Origin of the sequence: Nodularia sp. LEGE 04288, from assembly GCF_963896525.1 — a bacterium.
GTDB lineage: Bacteria > Cyanobacteriota > Cyanobacteriia > Cyanobacteriales > Nostocaceae > Nodularia.
The window spans coordinates 42289-62166 of record NZ_CAWQOY010000094.1; the positions used below are offsets into that span (position 1 = coordinate 42289).

At 40.2% G+C, this 19878-nt stretch carries 15 protein-coding genes; 4 read left to right on the forward strand and 11 right to left on the reverse strand.

Annotated features, from left to right (window positions below; translation table 11 throughout):
• Window positions 1-54: 54 nt before the first annotated feature.
• On the reverse strand, window positions 55-1416 hold the full coding sequence (locus AACX33_RS07255; protein ID WP_193997783.1) for an NAD(P)/FAD-dependent oxidoreductase: 1362 nt from the start codon (window positions 1414-1416) through the stop codon (window positions 55-57).
• A 290-nt stretch (window positions 1417-1706) separates the two neighbouring features.
• On the opposite strand from AACX33_RS07255, the gene AACX33_RS07260 reads away from it, so the two are divergent.
• The 3 genes from AACX33_RS07260 to AACX33_RS07270 all read left to right on the forward strand — a co-directional run bounded on the left by AACX33_RS07260 (window position 1707) and on the right by AACX33_RS07270 (window position 5166).
• The gene (locus AACX33_RS07260; RefSeq protein WP_193997782.1) at window positions 1707-2684 is read left to right on the forward strand and encodes a fatty acid desaturase family protein; all 978 of its coding nucleotides are present in this window, start codon (window positions 1707-1709) and stop codon (window positions 2682-2684) included.
• A gap of 161 nt (window positions 2685-2845) precedes the next feature.
• Window positions 2846-4408 (forward strand): GH3 auxin-responsive promoter family protein, encoded by a 1563-nt coding sequence (locus AACX33_RS07265; protein WP_193997781.1) that lies wholly within the window; start codon window positions 2846-2848, stop codon window positions 4406-4408.
• A 26-nt stretch (window positions 4409-4434) separates the two neighbouring features.
• On the forward strand, window positions 4435-5166 hold the full coding sequence (locus AACX33_RS07270; RefSeq protein WP_193997780.1) for a hypothetical protein: 732 nt from the start codon (window positions 4435-4437) through the stop codon (window positions 5164-5166).
• A 46-nt stretch (window positions 5167-5212) separates the two neighbouring features.
• Here the strand turns inward: AACX33_RS07270 and mutS are convergent, their stop codons facing one another.
• The 7 genes from mutS to AACX33_RS07305 all read right to left on the reverse strand — a co-directional run bounded on the left by mutS (window position 5213) and on the right by AACX33_RS07305 (window position 14661).
• Complete coding sequence (gene mutS, locus AACX33_RS07275; protein ID WP_193998032.1) at window positions 5213-7786, reverse strand: DNA mismatch repair protein MutS; 2574 nt, start codon at window positions 7784-7786, stop codon at window positions 5213-5215.
• A 74-nt stretch (window positions 7787-7860) separates the two neighbouring features.
• A complete protein-coding gene (locus AACX33_RS07280; RefSeq protein ID WP_193997779.1) occupies window positions 7861-8556 on the reverse strand; it encodes a DUF4276 family protein in 696 nt (231 codons plus the stop codon).
• Window positions 8556-9752 (reverse strand): AAA family ATPase, encoded by a 1197-nt coding sequence (locus AACX33_RS07285; protein WP_193997778.1) that lies wholly within the window; start codon window positions 9750-9752, stop codon window positions 8556-8558. The genes AACX33_RS07280 and AACX33_RS07285 overlap by 1 nt, the downstream gene beginning before the upstream one ends.
• Before the next feature lie 159 nt (window positions 9753-9911).
• A complete protein-coding gene (locus AACX33_RS07290) occupies window positions 9912-10436 on the reverse strand; it encodes a hypothetical protein (protein WP_193997777.1) in 525 nt (174 codons plus the stop codon).
• 8 nt (window positions 10437-10444) lie between these two features.
• Entirely contained in the window at window positions 10445-11686 is a 1242-nt protein-coding gene (locus AACX33_RS07295; RefSeq protein ID WP_193997776.1) for an AAA family ATPase, read from the reverse strand.
• A 108-nt stretch (window positions 11687-11794) separates the two neighbouring features.
• Complete coding sequence (locus AACX33_RS07300) at window positions 11795-13399, reverse strand: alkaline phosphatase D family protein (RefSeq protein ID WP_193998031.1); 1605 nt, start codon at window positions 13397-13399, stop codon at window positions 11795-11797.
• Between the two features lie 272 nt (window positions 13400-13671).
• Window positions 13672-14661 carry a DUF1517 domain-containing protein gene (locus AACX33_RS07305; RefSeq protein WP_193997775.1) on the reverse strand — a complete coding sequence of 330 codons (990 nt, stop codon included), beginning with the start codon at window positions 14659-14661 and terminating at the stop codon, window positions 13672-13674.
• A gap of 1442 nt (window positions 14662-16103) precedes the next feature.
• On the opposite strand from AACX33_RS07305, the gene AACX33_RS07310 reads away from it, so the two are divergent.
• Window positions 16104-17336, forward strand: a complete 1233-nt coding sequence (locus AACX33_RS07310) for a glycosyltransferase family 4 protein (protein WP_193997774.1) — start codon at window positions 16104-16106, stop codon at window positions 17334-17336.
• Here AACX33_RS07310 and thiS read toward each other — a convergent pair.
• The 3 genes from thiS to AACX33_RS07325 form a co-directional block, all read right to left on the reverse strand.
• A complete protein-coding gene (gene thiS, locus AACX33_RS07315; protein ID WP_193997773.1) occupies window positions 17333-17545 on the reverse strand; it encodes a sulfur carrier protein ThiS in 213 nt (70 codons plus the stop codon). The genes AACX33_RS07310 and thiS overlap by 4 nt on opposite strands.
• Before the next feature lie 20 nt (window positions 17546-17565).
• Entirely contained in the window at window positions 17566-18672 is a 1107-nt protein-coding gene (locus tag AACX33_RS07320; RefSeq protein ID WP_193997772.1) for a thiamine phosphate synthase, read from the reverse strand.
• 370 nt (window positions 18673-19042) lie between these two features.
• Complete coding sequence (locus tag AACX33_RS07325; RefSeq protein ID WP_193997771.1) at window positions 19043-19768, reverse strand: hypothetical protein; 726 nt, start codon at window positions 19766-19768, stop codon at window positions 19043-19045.
• Window positions 19769-19878 lie beyond the last annotated feature (110 nt).

The window sequence follows — 19878 nt, forward strand, 5'->3', positions numbered from 1 at the left end:
AAATGGCGGGTCTGTGGATAGAGTTTAATGCTGTGGGACTACAAAGCCAAAATCCTAAAGCTTGATTGGCTGCTTCTTTTCTGGAGTCTGGTAAGCACTGCTATTTTCAACACTTTGGGCTTCGACAAAAGCTTCTCGACCTGTAATCAATCTAGAACGACGATTACGAGTGATATAATTCCACGCCCACTGAATTACTACTACTACTTTAGTGTCAAACTCGATTAAAAAGTAGATGTGAATTACTAGCCAAAATACCCAAGCAATGAAACCTTTGAGTTTGATTAAGCCTAAATCTACAACAGCTAAATTCTGCCCAATCATCGCCAAACTACCCACGTCATTGTAATGAAATTGTGGCAAAGTCTGACCTTTAACCCGTTTTTGAATGAGTTTAGCTACATACTCTCCTTGTTGTTTGGCTACAGGTGCAACACCAGGTAAGGGTTGACCATTTTGATGGGAGAAGTTGGCTAAATCTCCCACTACGAAAATGTTTTTATAACCCTTGATAGTCAAGTCCGGTTCTACCATCACACGTCCGGCGTGATCGCATTCTACATCTGTAGTGTGTTGTAAAACATGACCCATTGTGGAAGCTTTTACACCGGCTGCCCACAATATAGTTTTTGAGGCAATTTCTTTGACTTCACCGCCTTCCTTGAAAGTAACGATGTTATTTTCAATATTTGTGACTCTGGCTTTAGTATGGACCTCCACACCCAACGATTCCAAAGCTTCTGCTGCTGCTTGCGATAAATCTGGCGAAATGTATGGGAGAATGCGATCGCGCCCTTGCAATATTAAAATTCTCGTTTCTGAGGTGCTGATATTGCGGAAATCTTCGTGGAGCGTTTTGTATGCCAACTCTGCGATCGCACCTGCTAATTCTACACCAGTCGGACCAGCCCCCACAATCACAAAAGTCAACAAAGCCCGGCGTTTTTCGGGATCATTTTCTTTTTCTGCGGCTTCAAATGCCGAAAATATGCGACGACGTATTTCTATCGCATCTTCAACAGTTTTCAACCCAGGCGCAAAGTCTTTCCATTCATCCTTACCAAAATAGGAATGATTAGCACCTGTGGCGACAATTAATGTATCGTAAGGTATTACTTTATCATCCAAAATAACTTGTTGCGCTTTGGGATCAATATTATTTACTTCTCCCAACAACACTTGTGTATTCTTGCTTTTTCTGAGTACAGATCGCAATGGAGAGGAAATATCCGCAGGTGATAGCGTCCCTGTGGCTACTTGATATAAAAGCGGCTGAAATAGGTGAAAGTTACGTTTATCGATCAGAGTAATATTTACATTCGCTTTCGCAAGAGTCTTTGCTGTATACAGTCCACCAAAGCCACCACCAATGATTACAACCTGATGTGGTGCATTCTTCTCAAGTGAAACTTCCATAATAAATATTTCCTGTGTTAAGACAATTGTAACTATTCTTAACAAGAAGGTAACAAAATTTTGAGAAATGTTGCGGTTTATTTAGAACATTTTAAAAAATCAAGAAAGTAGTCAAAGTTAGTCATGAGTAATTATTCCGAGGGAACAGAAGAAGCAGGGGGAAGAAATTGGACTGTACCACCCCAGTGACAACTTACCGAAGCTGCACAAATTCATACTTCCCCTGATAAACTGGTTCGTGATTATAACGTTAACAGTGCAGCAAATCATCTTGGCGAGAAAATGGCTTTATGAATATCAACTCCCCGCAGAAATTGACAACCCTGGAAGCCCGAAAGGCTGTATCTCAGGGAATTGAGTCAGAAATTCGCGCTTTACAAAAAAGTGTCCCGTGGCATCATTTTCTCTATTTAATATTTCCCTTAACCGCAGTAGTTGGTGTATCAGTGGAAGTAAAGGCTTATACTCAAGGTCTAAGCTGGAATTTAGCAACTGTAGAATACGGCTTTGGGGTAATACTTGTCGCCTTAGCCATGAATGCCATGTTTTTACTCATACATGAAGGCGTACACGATATCTTATTTCCCCAAAAATGGCTGAATGATTTAGCAGCTACCGTCATGGGAATTGCCGGCTTTATATCCTTTAGTGCTTATCGTTCAATGCACTTGCGTCATCACGAACATTTGGGGGATGAAAATGACCCAGATGACTATCACAATTACACCAATAATCCCAAATTAATTTGGTTACTGCACTACAACAGATTATTGTGGGCAACTATATTATATTTAATTTTTGTCCCTTCCTTAGCTTGGCGTTATGGCAACACTCAAGAACGCATTAAAGTTTTTACTGAATACTTATTTTTAATCGTCACCTATATAATTATCTGGCAATTTGTCCCATTACAACTTTTTTTCATTACCTGGGTAGTCCCATTCATCCTGACTAACTTCACGATTAATATTCGGGGTTTAACCCAGCATGGTATTACCGATGCAACAGACCCCTTTTTAGCCAGTCGCAGCATCGAAGCACACCCCATTGTGCAGTTTTTGCTAGTTCATGAAAACTTTCATCTCGAACACCATTTATTTCCCAGTATTCCCAGCTACAACTTACCCAAACTGCATAAACTCATACTTCCCCGAATTCATAGACGTGTAACCGGCAAATCCTATTCATCTTTTCTCTGGAAGTTTGTCCGCGCTAGTTTGCGCCAAGACGAAACTCCCATTGGTTTAGAAATAACACCCACCAAATAAATTTGTCATGTCAAGCCCTAATTAGCATCTCCTAGAAAAGACTAAAGTAGATAAAAAATTAGGACTTGCTGATACATTTCTTTAACTCTTCTACTCTGCGCCTCTGCGCCTCTGCGTGACACTAATTTATATTTTCCCTAAGCAAAGCCAAAAATTTAAATATGTCTAATTATTGGCAAAAAATCCAAACCCAAGTAACACCCTCCCTAGAAGAATTTTCCCAAAAATTAAAAAACCCACTATACACCCAGACAAACAAATTAAAAGAAATCATCTATAACAATCGCCATACTATATTTGGCGAAAAATATGAATTTACCAGCATCACTAGCTATGAAGAATATGCTGCACGTATTCCTATTCATGAATATGCAGATTTAGCCCCTTATATTCAACAAATAGCCGACGGAAGAATCCAAGTCCTGTGCCATGAAGGAATAGTAGCTTTTGAAATGACTGGCGGAAGTACTCAAGGCGCGAAATTAATCCCATACACCGCCACAGGTTTAGCCGCATTTCAACAAGCCATATTACCTTGGATAGCCGATTTATTACAGCAAAAACCAGAGATTAAATTAGGGCGCACATATTGGGCGATTAGTCCAGTAACTCGTCAGTCAAATCACACTCCCAGTGGCATTCCTATTGGCATGGTAAGTGATGCTGCTTATTTTGGTCAAAAATTAGAAGATTGTATTCTTCATCTTTTAGCTGTACCGCCAGAAGTGTCTATGGTTGCTGATATTAAAGAGTGGCGATATCTCACAGCATTATATTTACTAGCTGCGGAAGATATAAGTTTTATTTCGGTATGGAGTCCCACATTTTTACTGCAAATCATCGAAGAAATTCAATTAAAATACGAGGATTTAATTGCTGATATTGCCACGGGTAAAAGTACATCTAAGATATTTTCACCAGAACGAGCCGAATTTTTAAAACAAGCTGTTTTTAATGATATAATTAACTTCCAAAAAGTCTGGCAAAAATTATCAGTAATTAGCTGTTGGACTGATGCAGCCGCGAAAGCCTTTATTAGCCAGTTGCAAGATTTATTTCCTCATGTTTTGATTCAAGGTAAGGGACTTTTAGCCACAGAAGGAGTTGTCACCATACCTTTGGTGGGTTGTAATACACCAGTCCTAGCTATCGATAGTGGATTTTATGAGTTTCTGGATGACAATGAACAACCGAGATTATGTCATCAGTTAGTTTTAGGAGAAATCTATCGAGTTGTCATCACCACTGCTTCGGGATTATATCGCTATGATTTAGGCGATAAAGTTTTGGTCAAGGGTTGGTTTCAAGCTACACCTTTATTAGAATTTGTGGGACGTGGAGGAATAGTTAGCGATTTGTGCGGAGAGAAGTTAACAGAAGACTTTGTACTATCGTGTTTAGGAAAACAACGTGGTTTTGCGATGCTTGTACCGCATATAAAACCTCATCCACATTACGTATTATTTCTAGATGGAGACGAATATGATGCCAATAGTACTATAACTCAAGGACTACAATTAGATTTGGCTTTAGCCGCAAATCCTCAATACGAATATGCACGTAAATTACGACAGTTAGGACAATTAGAAACTGTGCGAGTTAAAAATCCACTCGCTACCTATATTAATTATGCTTTATCACGAGGGCAACGTCTAGGAGATATTAAACCACCTGCTTTAAATTTAAAGAGTGATTGGGAATTAATTTTTTCCATCCTCCCGTAATTTTTATTTTCAGATAATTTAATTTTATGAAAACTCAATTAGTGCCTATAAATAAATTATTGCCTGGCGAAATTGATGCTATGTTTAATTTACTGAATCAGCATTTTCCAGGAATTGAATATGATGTGTTTTATCAAGATTTAAAGAATAAAAATTGGGTGCTTTACCTATATGAAGAAGACACTAATATAATTAAAGGTTTTTCAACTATATTGTTGTATAATACTGAGTTTGCAGGTGATCATATTAGTGTGATCTATTCTGGCGATACCATTGTAGATCCTAGTGTGTGGTCGAGTTCAACATTATCACGCAGTTGGATTGCGGCAATTAATCAACTGAGTTCTATATATGCACATGGTAAACTCTACTGGTTATTAATTTCCGGTGGTTATCGCACTTATCGATTTTTACCGATTTTTTGGCAAACATTTTATCCGCGTTATGATGCTCAAATTCCTGAGAATGTCTCTAGTTTAATGGATTTTTTAGCATGGGAACGATTTGGCGATCGCTATTTTCAAGAAACTGGCATTGTCCGCTTATCTCATCCGCAAATATTATCTGAAAAACTCAAGGAAATTCCCAAGGAGCGATTAAATGACCCACATATTAAATTTTTCCAGGAAAGGAACCCCGGACATATAAAAGGTGATGAATTGCTATGTTTGACTGAGGTTTGTGAAGCAAATTTAACCGCAGCAGGTCGGCGGATGTGGTTTGCAAATAGGAGTCCTATCTCCGTTCTATCTGAGTGAAAATAGTGATTAGTATCACGCAGAGGCGCAGAGACGCAGAGAGGAATTAATCCATATTTTGCAGTCCCATTGCAATTTTACTATGTTTCTCAATTTGTCCCATGACTTGTTTGGCGCGTTGAATTACTACATCTGGTAAACCCGCTAACCGTCCGGCTTCAATACCATAGGATTTATCCGCACCCCCCGGTTGAACTTGGTGTAGAAAAATAATTCTGTCGGGTAATTCTTTGACTGTCACCTGATAATTTGCGACATTCGGGAGAATGCTAGCCAGTTCATTTAACTCATGATAATGAGTAGCAAAAATCGTCCGCGCCCGAATATCCACAGCTATATATTCTGCTACCGCCCAAGCAATAGAAAGACCATCAAAAGTTGCTGTTCCTCGACCAATTTCATCTAACAATACTAGAGATTTAGCAGTAGCATGATTGAGAATATTCGCGGTTTCATTCATCTCCACCATAAAGGTAGATTGACCTGTAGCCAAATCATCCACAGCACCGACACGAGTGAAAATGCGATCGCACACTCCCAACCTCGCCAACCGCGCCGGCACAAAACTACCAATTTGCGCCATCAATTGAATCAACCCCACCTGACGCAAATAACAACTTTTACCACTCGCATTCGGCCCAGTCAAAATTACTAAATCCGGTTTCTTCTCCTCTGCGCCTTCTTCCCTTCCCAACTGTGTAGAATTCGGCACAAAAAACCCAGCAGGTAAAGACTGTTCCACCACCGGGTGACGACCATCCACAATCATAATTTCCCGTCCCTCAACCATATCCGGACGACAATAACCTTGCTGTACAGCCAACTCAGCCAAACCACATAATACATCCGCCGCCGCTACAGCACGAGAAATATTGCGGATAATTTCCGCCTGTTCTCCTACCTCTTCCCGCAACTCCACAAAAATCTCATATTCCAACTCATTTAAATCATCCCGCGCTGTGAGTATCCGCGCTTCCCGTTCTTTCAACTCTGGGGTGATGTAACGTTCCTCATTAGTTAAAGTTTGCTTACGGATGTAATTCTCAGGTACTTGGTCAGATTTAGAACGAGAAATACTAATGTAATAACCAAAGGTTTTATTAAATCCTACCTTTAAATTGGGGATGCCAGTTTTTGCCCGTTCATCAACTTCTAAATTCGCAATCCATTGTTGGTCTGATTCTACTGTGGCTTTTCGCTCATCCAACATGGGATTCATTCCAGCACGAATTAAACCACCTTCTTTAATGTGTATGGGTGGCGACTCGACAAGATGGGCGTGTAACTTTTGGGCTAGTTCTGATAATTCTACCGGGACTTTTTGCAAAGCTTTTAAGAAAGGCGATCGCGCATCAGTCACCAAGTGGGATAATTGCGGTAAGCGTGAGAGGGAATCAGCCAAAGCGACTAAATCTTTAGCGTTCGCAGTCCCAGAACCAGCCCTTCCCGTTAGTCGTTCCAAATCGTAAATTTGCCGTAATAATTGCCGCAAATCTTGACGCAGAGGTGTATTTTCCATCAACTCTTGGATGGTATTTTGCCGCGCCCCAATGCCTTTAGTATCAATTAGGGGTTGCAATAACCAGCGCCGCAACGCCCGTCCACCCATCGCTGTGCTACTTCTATCTAATGCCCACAGCAGGGAACCGTGAAATGTGCCATCCCGGACTGTTTGCGTAATTTCCAGGTTACGGCGAGTTTGATTATCAACAATTAAATAATCAGTAATAGTATATGTGCGTAACTGTTGCAGGACAACCGGGTTGACTCTTTGCATATCTTCCACATATTCCAGCAGACCACCAGCCGCCCGCACAGCTAAAGGAAGATGATCACAACCGAGTCCTTCAAGCGATCGCACTTTGAATTTTTCGAGTAATTTGGATCTAGCTTCGCCTTGGGAAAAGGGAAGTTGCGATCGCAAGCTATAACAAAATGATGGTGGTAAACATGGGGGAAGATGGGGCGAACTTTCACCCGGACGCAGCAAGCTACCCAAATCAGGGGCGTTTGTGGGAACCACAACTTCGGAAGGTTGCAACCGCATTAACTCCTGTGTCAGGTGTTCTAAATCACTTCCTTGAGTGGTGAGAAATTCCCCTGTCGAGATGTCTGCATAAGCTAAACCCCAATGATTTACCGCAATTACCACAGCCGCAAGGTAATTATTACGACTTGATTTTAACATTCCCTCTTCCAGCAAAGTCCCTGGTGTGAGGATACGGGTTACTTCGCGCTTCACCAAACCGACAGCTTCCGATGCGTCTTCTACTTGGTCGCAAATGACCACGGCGTAGCCTTTTTCCACCAATTGGGTTGTGTAGCGTTCCCAAGCGTGGTGAGGTACACCAGTCATCGCCACGCGACCAACTTCGCCACCGTGTTTACTGGTAAGTACAAGTTCCAATTCTCTGGAGACAGTTACAGCATCTTGGAAAAAAGTTTCAAAAAAATCTCCGACCCGATACAGTAGCAAAGCGTGGGGATGTTTATCTTTGACTTCCACATAATGCTGATACATCTTACTCAGCTTACTGCGGTCTACCAATTGCGTATCGACGTGAGGCGCAGCAGGGATGTTGGGTTCCGTTGGTTGAGTTTCAGGTTGAGAAGCAGTCATAGATGCTAGGGGTGATGCACGGAGATTCCACAATACCTGATGATAACGTGATGTGGGGGTGAGTAGGCGATCGCTCAAACTTTTGTTATCTTATCGCTTAAAGTCATGAACAGGCGATCGCAGTATGGCGATGCTTGACGAACCTTAGCCACATCCAGCAATTCCAAAAGCTTTGGAGCATGGTTTGTTTTATGATATTTTTTCTTTTCTGTACGGCGAGTAGCTGCCGCAAGCCATATTTTCAGAGTATCTTTAGAAACTTGTTCTATGCTAGGATATACCACCATTCCTTGAGAGATACCATCTTCCCTAAATCCCTCACCATAAAATGTTCTTAAAGCATCAATATCAGCAATAAACCATGCTTCCATTGTTTGTACCATCAGGTGGCACTGCTCATCCTCAAAATTCAGTGCATCTAAAATCCAAGGCTGATCGTCTTTTCTATTTCTCAAATGTTCCCAAGGTTTCACACTAGTACAAACTGGAGATTCAGCATCAATTAATAAAACATTAAAAGCTTCTGGTTGAGACTCTAAAGCTATTTTAAAATTTTCATAAGCATCACGCCGTGATCCGCACATAACTACCTTGATATTTTCACCGGCAATATCATATAGTTCTTGAAAAAATTTTATACAACCTGGGCGTAGTCCAGTGGTGGTTTCTTTTCCACTCCTGATACCACTACGAAAGCCAGGGCGTTGTCTAGGTAGTAATTCAACATCATCTTCATCTCCTACACCCTCAATGTAAATATAAATCTTCATTACCAACGATTTCCACCAATTTGTCCCATCCGCCAGAGGTCACCAAGGGTATACTTTGCTAACCAATTTTTTAATCTATCAGGTTCCTGACGGTGCAGATGGCTACCTTTTTCATCTCGTTCACAAACTATTACTGATTCGGGATATTCACTCAAAGCAGAAACTAAAGCATCAGAATGAGTTGTCACTATTAATTGTGTTCTCTGTGATGCTTCAATTAGCATTTCTGCAATAGTCGGTAAAATATCTGGATGTAACCCAATCTCCGGTTCTTCAATACAAATAAGTGGAGGTGGAGTTGGGTCAAGTAGTAAAGCCATTAAGAATAAATAACGGAGTGTACCATCAGATAACCGATTTGCAGGAATTGGTTGAATAAAACCCTCTTCACGAATAAATATCTGCACTGTACCGCCATATATTCTTACACTCAATTCTTCGGCTGCTTCATAAAACTTTTTCAAGTTCTCAATTATTTTTCTATTACCTATTTGATGTTGTAAGTTGTTTAAAAATAGTCCTAAATTACTTCCATTTTCTAATAAAGGATGTTCTGGTAAATCAGTTTTTTGAGCATTTCTAGGTTCTGAGTATCGCCCCATCTGCCAATGACGATATAAACCTATATTAGAAAATGCCGTGCTGAGATAAGAAAGTTCTGGATACAAATCTGGATCTTTTCGCTGAGATAATACTGACTGATCAGGAATTAAATCTTCTCGTTTAAGAGAGCGTTGAAATCGTTTATCCTCATCTATAGTGTTAACATTGAAAACCGGACGACCACCTTGATAACGATAGTAAAAATAGACATCACTTTCACCTGAATATCGTTCTTCATTCTCCACAGCTTCATCGATTAATTCTAGTCTTTGACCAACTTCTGTCAAGCTAACTTTATAATGTAGATTTTGGGTTCTTTGAGGATAATCTAAGGTAGCTTCAATTGTAGCTACTGGGTTTTCCTGTCCACCCTTCCATAGAAACTCACTTACGCCTCCACCTTGACGAAATGGGGCGGGTAAATCTATAGGTGTAGCCCGTAAAATTCCCAAAGCTTCAATTAAATTTGATTTACCAGAAGTGTTAGCGCCAATTAAGACATTTAGCGGTTGTAATTCAATTTCTTCACCTTCACTTCCATAAGAAAGAAAATTTTCTAATCGTATTTTCTGAATAAATCTCTTACCTTCCAATTGATTCTCCTATTTGCTTAATTATCTAAATTTTATGAATTATATTGCTTTTACCTTATTAAACCCTCTTCCCTTGGCGTTCTTTGCGTCTTGGCGGTTCGTTTCTTCTAAACCAAATTCCCATAAATAAATTAAACTTGCACATTTGAGACGCTATTGTTATGCTTTTCTGCGACTGCTGCGGCGTGTCAGTGGTGGTGTAGTTGGTTCATAAGCCTTCAAACCTTGATCACCCGTGAAAATTTCTACCATAAATGTGTTACTGGCTTTAGCATAATACTCGGCTACAGTCTTAATTGTGGCATCTCCGATAGAAATCTTTCCTTTTGCTAGATCAGGCCAATCATTAGCTAACTTTTTCAATTGTTCTGAACTCCACAGTTCATCCACTTGAGTTGTAAAAACTTCCCAAGGTATAACTCCATCTGCTACTTCCACTAAAATATCAGCAAAAGCTTTAGCAACTTCAAATCGTCTAGAATTAGCTTGTGCAATATGATTACCAGTTTCTATAATTGTCGCTAATGGCAGTATAAACTTTGTACCTTGTTCCTTTTCTAATTGAAAACGGGCTTCAACCCTGCTTTTATCCCATTTTTCATTATCAGTACCGCAAGTTTCTTTACCAGGAACAGCTAAATAAACGCAGAGTATTGATGTATCAATAATTAGAACCTTTTGCATATGTTGTTTTACTTATTCTCAGAAAGGCTCTTTTCAATTGCTCCTTTGGTTGCTAGTTTACCCAAAGTACCTGATGCTAGTAACAAAGGAAGATTATCAATATCTTCTAAAATAGTAAGTTTACTTTCTCCTGTTTCTGAGTCTCGATGTGCGACAACGACAAACGGGACTATTTCAGGGCCTAAAGCATCCAGTAAAGCTGGGTTATGGGTAGTAATTAGAATATCAATATTTCTTTTGCTGCCAATCTCTCGCAGGATTTTCACAAGTAATTTAGCACGGGAGGGATGCAAACCATTATCTATTTCTTCAATTACCAGTTGACTACCTTCCGGTCGCGTGAGTAGTGCTGTCAGAATTGCTAAAAAACGTAAAGTTCCATCTGACATACTTCTAGCATCAATTTCTGTAATCTCTCCAGGTTTCCATTCTTCCTGACAATAGAGCATAGCATCTGTGCCAAATCTACCTACTTTTTCCGCCCATACTTTTTTAATATCGCCTTCTGGTAAATGTTTGATGTAATCAGACAGTGCTGATTCAACTTCTTTTTTTTGCTGTTCAGATAAAGCTGCTAGTACACCAGCTATATTTGATACATCGCTTTCTAGCGTATCAGAAAGTCGTGAATAATCACGCATTTGAGAAGGTATAGGATTTAGAATCAAACTTTTTTGTAAACTTGAAATCACAAGAATATTTAGTTTCTTTTTTAAAGGTAAATAGTGATTTTGCAATATTTCTAAAAAATCTTCTCCTTGCAGTAGTTTTTTTTCATTAAATGGATTAAATTGCCTTAACTCGTCACTCTCAGCACTAGAGTCAACGAATCTTAAACCACTTTTGCTAGTAAAATTATAATTTTTGACAGTCAATACTTTTTTTTCATTCAAAGTTTCAAATTCAATATATTCCTTTATCACTCTCACTTCAGGTAGTGTTTGTATTTGAATAACATATAAATAATCCGTATTTTCATCCTCACCCTGCATTAGCACCTTTAATGTAAACTGAGATTCTGGTTTACGTGCAGCCCACTCTACACCACCGCGAATAGAAGCAAGTGTTTTATCTCCTGCTAAAGCAGATTCAATATTTTCTCCTTGCGCTATCCTTTGCAAAAATTCCAAAGCTTCAACTACATTAGATTTCCCACTGGCGTTAGTACCAATCAGAACAGTCAAAGGGTCAAGTGGAAGCTCCGCATAACGGAAACTTTTCCAATTCTCCAGGATGAGTTGTTTCAACATAATCAACTCCAATACTCTAAAATTTTAGTAACTATCTCAGCCAAAAAACAACAAAGCCAGTAGACAGAATAACTCCATCTTACTGGCTAAATTGAGCTAAAGGTTGATTTAATTTTCTGGTGGCAAATCTACGCTGTAAATAATTTCTCCAGCTATGTTACGCAGTGAAACTGTCATCACCTTGGTATCAGCATCAATTTTCACTCCTCCAAAGAATTGTAAACCTTCACTGGGGGGTCGATTTGGTTTCATACCTGGAGGATTACTTTGAAATATTAATTGTGGGCCAAAGGTATTGTCTAATTGTCCTGGGCCAAATGTCCCAGAGTTGAGAGGCCCGGCGACAAACTCCCAGAAAGGCTTAAAGTCGGTGAATTGTGCCTTGCTGGGGTCGTAATAGTGGGCTGCTGCATAATGTACATCAGCAGTTACCCAAACAACGTTTTTAATATCCCTGTGTTTGATAAATCGCAGTAACTCAGTTAACTCTAATTCCCTTCCCAAAGCTGGGCCGTTGTCTGCGTTAGCCCAGGCTTCAAAATTGCCGCCGTCTCGAACTATTAGTCCCAAAGGCATATCACTAGCAATTACTTTCCATGTGGCTTTTGATTTCAGCAATTGCACTTTCATCCATTGCAATTGTGATTTCCCCAGCATATCTGTTTCTGCACTTTGTACTGGCTGAAGATTCTCGGTGTTTTGTCCCCGATAAGTGCGTTCATCCAGCATGAAAATGTCTAGTAACGGGCCATGTTGGAAGGAACGATAAATTTTTGATCTATCGGCACCAAATCTGGTTTTATAGCTAATGGGCATATATTCCAAAAATGCTTGTCTTGCCCTTTGTGCTAACAAGTTAACATCCTTGACTGTATAGCGGTCATCATTGAGAAGAAATTCACCAGGATACCAGTTGTTTGTGGTTTCGTGGTCGTCCCACTGCGCCAACATCGGAACTTCAGCGTTAAAACGCTTGACATTTTCATCCAGCAAATTGTATTGAAAATTGCCACGAAATTCTTGAAGCGTTTCTGCTACCTTTGATTTTTCTTCTGTAATGATGTTTTTCCAAACTTTGCCATCATCTAGCAACACTTCTGATTGAAGCGGCCCATCAGCATAAATGGTATCGCCAGAATGAATGAAAAAGTCGGGATTAAGTTGACGCATTGTTTCGTAAATTTTCATCCCACCAAAGTCAGGATTAATTCCCCATCCTTGACCGGCTGTATCTCCACCCCAAACAAAGAAAATATCTCGTCCAGTTGTGGGGGGAGTGCGGAAAGTACCGCTTACTGGTTCGCTGTAGACGTTTCTAGAGTCTAAATCTTGGAAAGTTACCCGATAAAATATTTGTTGGTCTGAAGGTAAATTCCGGAGAACAAATCGGGCTGTGAAATCCTCTTCTTCTGAAGTAACTGGACCGAAAACACGCCCCACCCGGTTAAAAGATTCACTGGTGGAATATTCAATTAACATTTTCGCAGGGCGATCGCTGCGACTCCAGATTATAATACTATCATCGGTGATATCTCCAGAGGCAATACCATAAGGTATCCCAGGACGCATTCTGTCAGAGGTAATAATTCCAGGTGCTTGTCCGAAAACTGGTGATTTTGATATCAGATTTGTGGTAATGATTCCACCGGCTGTCACAGCAGAATTTAGCAAAAACTGGCGACGGTTAAACTTCAATGGGTTATTGGATTTTATACTCATTACTAGCAACCTCAAGCAAAGTCATACAAAATAGGTAATTACCACATTCTGTCATGCCAATGAGTAAAGCTTGAGTTATCTAAAGGTTATTAAAAGTAATTTTATTTGATCTCCAAACCTGCAAAAACCTCACCTTTTCTGTGGAAATCTGTTTCCTTAGTCAAGAGAGGAAAAGATTTATCCATAGGGTAAAACAAGGGTGAGGTTTTGATTTTTGATATATCTCTACAAACAGGGCTTGGGGTACAAAATACCCCATAAAACCTTTACATCAATTTCAAATCGGTGTACTCCGCCAAGATATCATCAGATGTCAGGGTATCGCCTTCAGCTTGGGGAGTCCAAAGCACTTCAATCGCTAAAAGTTGATCACCGGGAATACCACCAATTCGCCGCAAGGCTTGACGCAAGTCATCAGCACTGTTGATTTGTGGGATTTCAAATTTGCCTAATGTGGCTGCTAATAAGGTGACAATCAGGTATTCTCCAGGACCTTCACTTATTAGTTGGGTGGGGTTGTCGATTTGGTCAGCACCAGGTAAAGCTTCTTTATTCTTCAAAGCTGATTTCAACTGGTTGTTGACATTAGACAGAGTTTCTTCACTAAACTTGCTGCGTTCTGCTAATGACAGACGGTTAAACTGACCTTCAGCCGCATTTAATTTAACTTGCTGTGTACCACCACCTCCATATACCCAGTATTCTGGATGACGGAGTAAAGCTAAACTCGCTTCTTGCAAAACTTCGGCTCTTCCTTCTGGGGAATTAGTATCAGCAGATTCGGCGATTTTGTTGAGTTCATCTTGCAAACCACGGGCTTGTGCTAATAAACCAACTTGCAAACGAGTTACAGATACAGCCGGATTGCTGCTATAGCCTACGTCTTCGCTTTCACCATTGCTGACACGGCGGAAGGTTTGCATCAGGAAGTTGGCGATCGCTAAAAAGATTAAAATGCTAAAGATACCGCCAAATCCGCCGCCGATACCCCAAAAGGGAATCAAGAACGGAAAGCCGAAGCCACCACCACCAGGATAGTATCCACCACCACCAGGCGCATAAGTCCGCGGTGTGTATGTCCGGCTAGAAGGCGCTCTAAAGCCTCCACCACCACCGAAGCTTCCTCCACCGATGCGACCACCACTGCGGGCGGCTAATGCTCCATCAGCATGGCTCAGTGCTAAAGTTAACACTAGGCTGAAGACAAAGAAAATTTTGAACAGGGGTTTGATGGTTTGTTGTAGTTTGTTACGCATAACACAGATATTTGAAAATGTATAACTTATGATTACTTTCCAGGCTGGTAGAAATCTTGTGCTTCCTGGAATCATGCCAAATCGGAACTAGTGAGTTTTTGATTGACAGTAGCTCTTTTTAATATTCATCTTTTTTGGCTACATCTCTAATTTACCGCGTCTTATCTTGGTTAGACAGTAAGCGGAGGGGGGATTTCTCTAGTAGATAACCGTACATCAACCATACCCACTATTTACCGCCAGTGCTGCAAACAGTTCTCTTCCCATATATAGATATGAGTTTGCGAGTTAAGTAATAGTTTTTTTCATATGTTGTCTTTTTAGTGACCAATAGTTCCTGAATGCTACAATCCTTTTGATTTATCTGTGGAATGAATTTAGAGAAATTGCATGGAAGGACTCTACAAGGTTGGTGTCAGATGCATATTTAAATTCGGTCGATATCTATTGAAGAATTTTATACATAATCTCTAATAGCAACTTGATGCACATCTTTACATAATCACATTTTAACGATGCAATTTAGTCATTTTAATCATGTGTCAGATTGTGAGTAATCTAGCTCATGTGAGAGCAAGTTGATGAGAAATAGCAAAATACTTGAATTTGAAATGAAAGTCTAGAGAAGTGATTCATATATGCCACCCAAGACTCATATTGTTTTTGGCATTTTGGCATCACATCCCCAATTGTTTAGGATAGTCTATTAATATAAACAAAATTTAGTAATTTTTGTAGCAGTTAATTACTCATCTGTTTGGCTATAATTGCCAACTTTTAATTATTTATCGGTTCGTCATGGGTTGATTAAAACTATCAAATTTGGGAAATTTATCAACCACTAATATAATCAGCCAACACTTCACACAAATAATAAACAATTCCCCATACTTAATGTTCTAGAATATTGCTGAGATATTTGTAATCCATTGGCTCAAACAAAAATGGAAAATTGTGTTTTTTACAGCTATATTTTACCGAGCTTTTGTATTAATTGCCGATGGTAAAAAAATCTGCTAAGGAATGTGTAAATCTCTGGTTTTACCCCATATTTGTTAGCTATAATGACAAAATCAGGAGAAATTTAATACAAAGCTAACCCATTGTTAGCAATAATTGTCGCTCGACATATAGTGGATACAGCATCCATTTTAAGTGTGATTTGAGGAGCCAACAAGTTACCAAAAGATGTGGGAAATACGGAAAATGTCCATGTCAACTTTCGAGCTTTATTTCCCTTGTAGCAGATATCTTCACGCCACAAAGCATCTGGTTTCGTATTGAGATAACTTCTTTGTTTGAGTTACAACCGATTCAATACAGATGAAAAATTGGCATCGGCAAAAAACATGGGATATCAAAGTCAAGTAATAGTAAATACTGCACCTGGATTCCAGTATTAAGACTTGCATATTATTTGAATTCAACTTATCAAAATTAGCATGGAAAATATCTCACAACTGCCAACAAAAATCAGAGATCAAACAGCATCCCCTGACATTCTGGTAATATCCCATCTGTTTCTGCCAAAAAAGGCTGTTATTGGGGAATATCTCTATAATCGCTGTCTTCAAGATCCGGAACGGGTAGTGGTTCTGGCGGCTGGTTGTGCTGGCGCTCAAGTATTTGATCAGGCTCAACAGTTTCCTGTATATCGCTGGCCCAATTCTCGATACTGGTTGGGTGGTTTTCTGGGGAGTTTCTTACAGTCGGCGCTGGATTTGGTTTGCTCTTTCTTCCTAGCTATTAAATTGTATTTTCGTTATCACTACCGTTATATTGAGTGGGGTCACGGCTACGAGTTTCCGGCGTTGTTGCTATTGAGCTATATTCTACCCATCCGCTTTTTTATTCATCTGCATGGTAGTGATATTCTGGCGACTGTACACAATCCTATCTTGCGATCGCTCTTTAAATTGACCCTGACACGGGCTGAAGGAATTATTTGCAACAGTTACGTCACTCAAGATTATCTCCGCAAGTCTTTTCGCTTACAAACCCCTACCCATGTGATTCAACCCATAGTCAGACCAGAAAAATTCGGGGTAGAAAAAAATCAAGGTAATCTGGATAATTTACGTCAACGCGTGCGGGAAGCCTACAATATTCCGGAAACAGCAATTGTGATTCTTTCCGTAGGAAGGCTAGTCAAGCAGAAAAGCTTCGAGCGTGTGATTGAGAATTTACCACTACTGCTGACTATTGGAGTCGATGTTCACTATATACTTTGCGGCCAAGGGCCATGTGAATCGGCATTAAAAACTTTAGCGCAGCGCTTGCGGGTAGACAAGCGGGTACACTTGACTGGATATGTACCTGACGGCGAATTAGCTGGCTATTATGCAGCCTGTGATATGTTTGCTATGTTAACTTTGTTAGATACCCAAGCCTGTATCCAAGGTTTTGGCATTGTCTATTTAGAAGCAAGTTACTTTGGTAAGCCTGTGATTGCTTCTCGTTTAGGCTCGGTGATTGATATAGTTCGTCATGAAGAAAATGGTCTTTTGGTGAATCCCAAATCTGGATATGACGTTTTTCAAGCTTTCAAACGATTGTGTCATGACCAGCCTTTACGTGAAAAACTCGGTCGCAAAGGGAAAGAATTAGCCAGACGCAAAACCCTTCATCGTTCGTTGTATCTCTCTGAACCTATCCCGAATGGTTTGTTGAATTAACCACCCCCGACAATGGTAACTATTTCTAAGCGATCGCCTGGCTGTATTTCTGTTTGTGACCAAAATTGACGGTGTAAAATCTCACCGTTATACTCCACCGCTATTAAACGGGGATTAAAACCCAATTGTGCGAGTAAATCTGGTAAAGGGGTTTGGGACAAGCAACTACGACTTTCCCCATTTACCTGGAGGCTAATCTGATTAGACATTTTCAAGTGCTAAGTTAAAGTTATGCTTTGATGCGATGCAGCTGGGAAACCAAATATTGTGTCACCAATGTCGGCTGTTCCGCTTCGATAATAGCTCGTACCATCGCTACACGTTCGGCTCCCGCCTCCATCACATCGTTGATATTATTCGCATCGATACCGCCAATCGCAAACCAAGGAATTGAGCTATTTTGGGCGGCGTAGCGGACATATTCTAAGCCGGCGGCTGGCTTATCTGCTTTCGTGGGAGTTTCATAAACTGGGCCGACACCAATATAGTCTGCACCTTCAGCAATTGCTTTTTGCATTTCTTCCGCATTTGTCGTCGAACGCCCGATCAAACGCTGGTGTCCGAGTAATTGTCTGGCCATTGCAATGGGCATATCTTGTTGTCCCAAATGTACCCCATCTGCGTCCACCGCCAAAGCTAAATCCACGCGGTCATTAACGATAAACAAAGCGCCGTAGGAATGGCATAGTTGCCGTAATTTTGTCGCCTGTTCCACACGCACAGTATCATCAGAGGTTTTATCACGGTACTGCACCAGAGTTAATCCCCCTTTGAGCGCTGCTTCCACGGTTTTCAACAAAGTTTCTGAGGGAGAAGTCACCAAATATAAATGCGATCGCCACAGTAATTGATGGCGCTGGTAGCCCATTAAACTCGTTTCTAGAGTATAAACACGATAGCGCATCTGCTTAAAAGCTTTCCCCATATTGGGATGGTAAAGCTTACCGTATTCTTCCAGCACCCGCATCGCTTCTTGGACGCGACAAAAATTTGCTTGTAATAGCGCTTTAATACTAGAGCGTTGTTCTTCCTGGGGATGAGTCAATTCTGTACCCGGATCACCCGGTGTATCTCGCGCCGCCCGCAGTTCAGCAGTATGCCAGTGAGCCAACTCTTGACGTAGGTACTTGCATTCTCCCAGCAATTGAGCATTATTTAACCCAAAGCGACACCATTCTTCGATAATTCGCAAGCCTTCGCGGGCGCGGTCTAGATTGGCATCTAAAATCCGGTAAACAACTTGCTGTATTTGCGCTTTTTGGCTGTGTGGCTCGACCATGACAACAACCCGATTAGGACTTTCGTTAAATGACGTAATCTCAACACTTTTAGACATTTTGATTAAAAATTTCTAGTACGGCGATCTGAAAAATAAGTAGAGTTTGACTATACATTTATACATAAATAGCTGATTACATAGCTGAAAAAGATTTAGGGACGACTTTATAATATATCTTAAACTGGACAAAAACCATATACAGCGTTGTGCAATTAGGTCGTTACTGATAGCTTGCTTGACGTAGCCATAGAAGTTAGGAACCATCAACCCATTTTTTTTGTCATGATTTTGCAGTTGGAGTTTTTAATTTTTAGCAGGAATGTTGAGTAATAATTTTTTAATATATCTATAGTTTTCGTGTTGAAGAAGCTTTTTTAAATCAGAAGCACTTCAGCGGAAATGACAGTGGTATTACTGCCATTTACGATTAAATAGCTAATAGGATAATTGCATAGCTGAGTGTCCCCAAAGCAAATGAACAAAAGCAGCTGTCTCGCTCTTCTGGTAGTTCCTCCTTCAGTACGTTGAGTACAATACCTCCGGCTAAAAAGGCAAAGAGAAGCGCAACAACTACCTGGTTAATTTCCGTAACCATGCCAATTAACCAACCAACAATTATTGCTATTGCTAACAACCAGCGTCCAATTTTGTCATATCTTTTTTTATGATTTTCGCGCAAACCATTATCGTTGACTACAAAATGCAGCGCCATCGCAAAAGAAAATAATAATAAACTTTTGAGACCTGATTCTTCTCGGTGTACTAGCAAGTAACCAATTAACAGGTTATAAATAGCAAAAGCAGCAATGTGAATCCAAAAAACATCTGCATAAGTTACATCTGCATTTCTGGTTTTTTGACTGCGTTGACGCGACGTTTTCGCGAATCGCTCCAAACCATAAAAAACTGTTATACCTAAAAGTGCCACAAAATAGACATGATCCTCTAAAAAATGCCATCCCTTACTGACACGGCTTAGGAGTGTTATTTGTGCTTGACTCAGTTCTGGCAAAATGTGGATAAACACATAAGCAACCGATACCCCACTGCTAAACGAGAACCAACGACTATGTGATGTATTTTTGAGGAATCTGAGTTTGCCTGAAAATAAATGTATGGTGGCTAAGGCGATCGCCAAAAACCCAGTGTTCATGCTTTTATCCAGTATTACTTATTACATTCTGCAAGTTGCGATTTTTAAAATTGGCAGTTCCTAAAATCAGAAAGCCGAAACAATTATCGACATCATAGTGTCTCAAGGTA

What these genes read in the sequence shown, in the direction of transcription:
- AACX33_RS07255 (WP_193997783.1), bottom strand. Translation starts at nt 1,416, where the DNA reads ATGGAAGTTTCACTTGAGAAGAATGCACCACATCAGGTTGTAATCATT.
- AACX33_RS07260 (WP_193997782.1), top strand. Translation starts at nt 1,707, where the DNA reads ATGAATATCAACTCCCCGCAGAAATTGACAACCCTGGAAGCCCGAAAG.
- AACX33_RS07265 (WP_193997781.1), top strand. Translation starts at nt 2,846, where the DNA reads ATGTCTAATTATTGGCAAAAAATCCAAACCCAAGTAACACCCTCCCTA.
- AACX33_RS07270 (WP_193997780.1), top strand. Translation starts at nt 4,435, where the DNA reads ATGAAAACTCAATTAGTGCCTATAAATAAATTATTGCCTGGCGAAATT.
- mutS (WP_193998032.1), bottom strand. Translation starts at nt 7,786, where the DNA reads ATGACTGCTTCTCAACCTGAAACTCAACCAACGGAACCCAACATCCCT.
- AACX33_RS07280 (WP_193997779.1), bottom strand. Translation starts at nt 8,556, where the DNA reads ATGAAGATTTATATTTACATTGAGGGTGTAGGAGATGAAGATGATGTT.
- AACX33_RS07290 (WP_193997777.1), bottom strand. Translation starts at nt 10,436, where the DNA reads ATGCAAAAGGTTCTAATTATTGATACATCAATACTCTGCGTTTATTTA.
- AACX33_RS07295 (WP_193997776.1), bottom strand. Translation starts at nt 11,686, where the DNA reads ATGTTGAAACAACTCATCCTGGAGAATTGGAAAAGTTTCCGTTATGCG.
- AACX33_RS07305 (WP_193997775.1), bottom strand. Translation starts at nt 14,661, where the DNA reads ATGCGTAACAAACTACAACAAACCATCAAACCCCTGTTCAAAATTTTC.
- AACX33_RS07310 (WP_193997774.1), top strand. Translation starts at nt 16,104, where the DNA reads ATGGAAAATATCTCACAACTGCCAACAAAAATCAGAGATCAAACAGCA.
- thiS (WP_193997773.1), bottom strand. Translation starts at nt 17,545, where the DNA reads ATGTCTAATCAGATTAGCCTCCAGGTAAATGGGGAAAGTCGTAGTTGC.
- AACX33_RS07320 (WP_193997772.1), bottom strand. Translation starts at nt 18,672, where the DNA reads ATGTCTAAAAGTGTTGAGATTACGTCATTTAACGAAAGTCCTAATCGG.
- AACX33_RS07325 (WP_193997771.1), bottom strand. Translation starts at nt 19,768, where the DNA reads ATGAACACTGGGTTTTTGGCGATCGCCTTAGCCACCATACATTTATTT.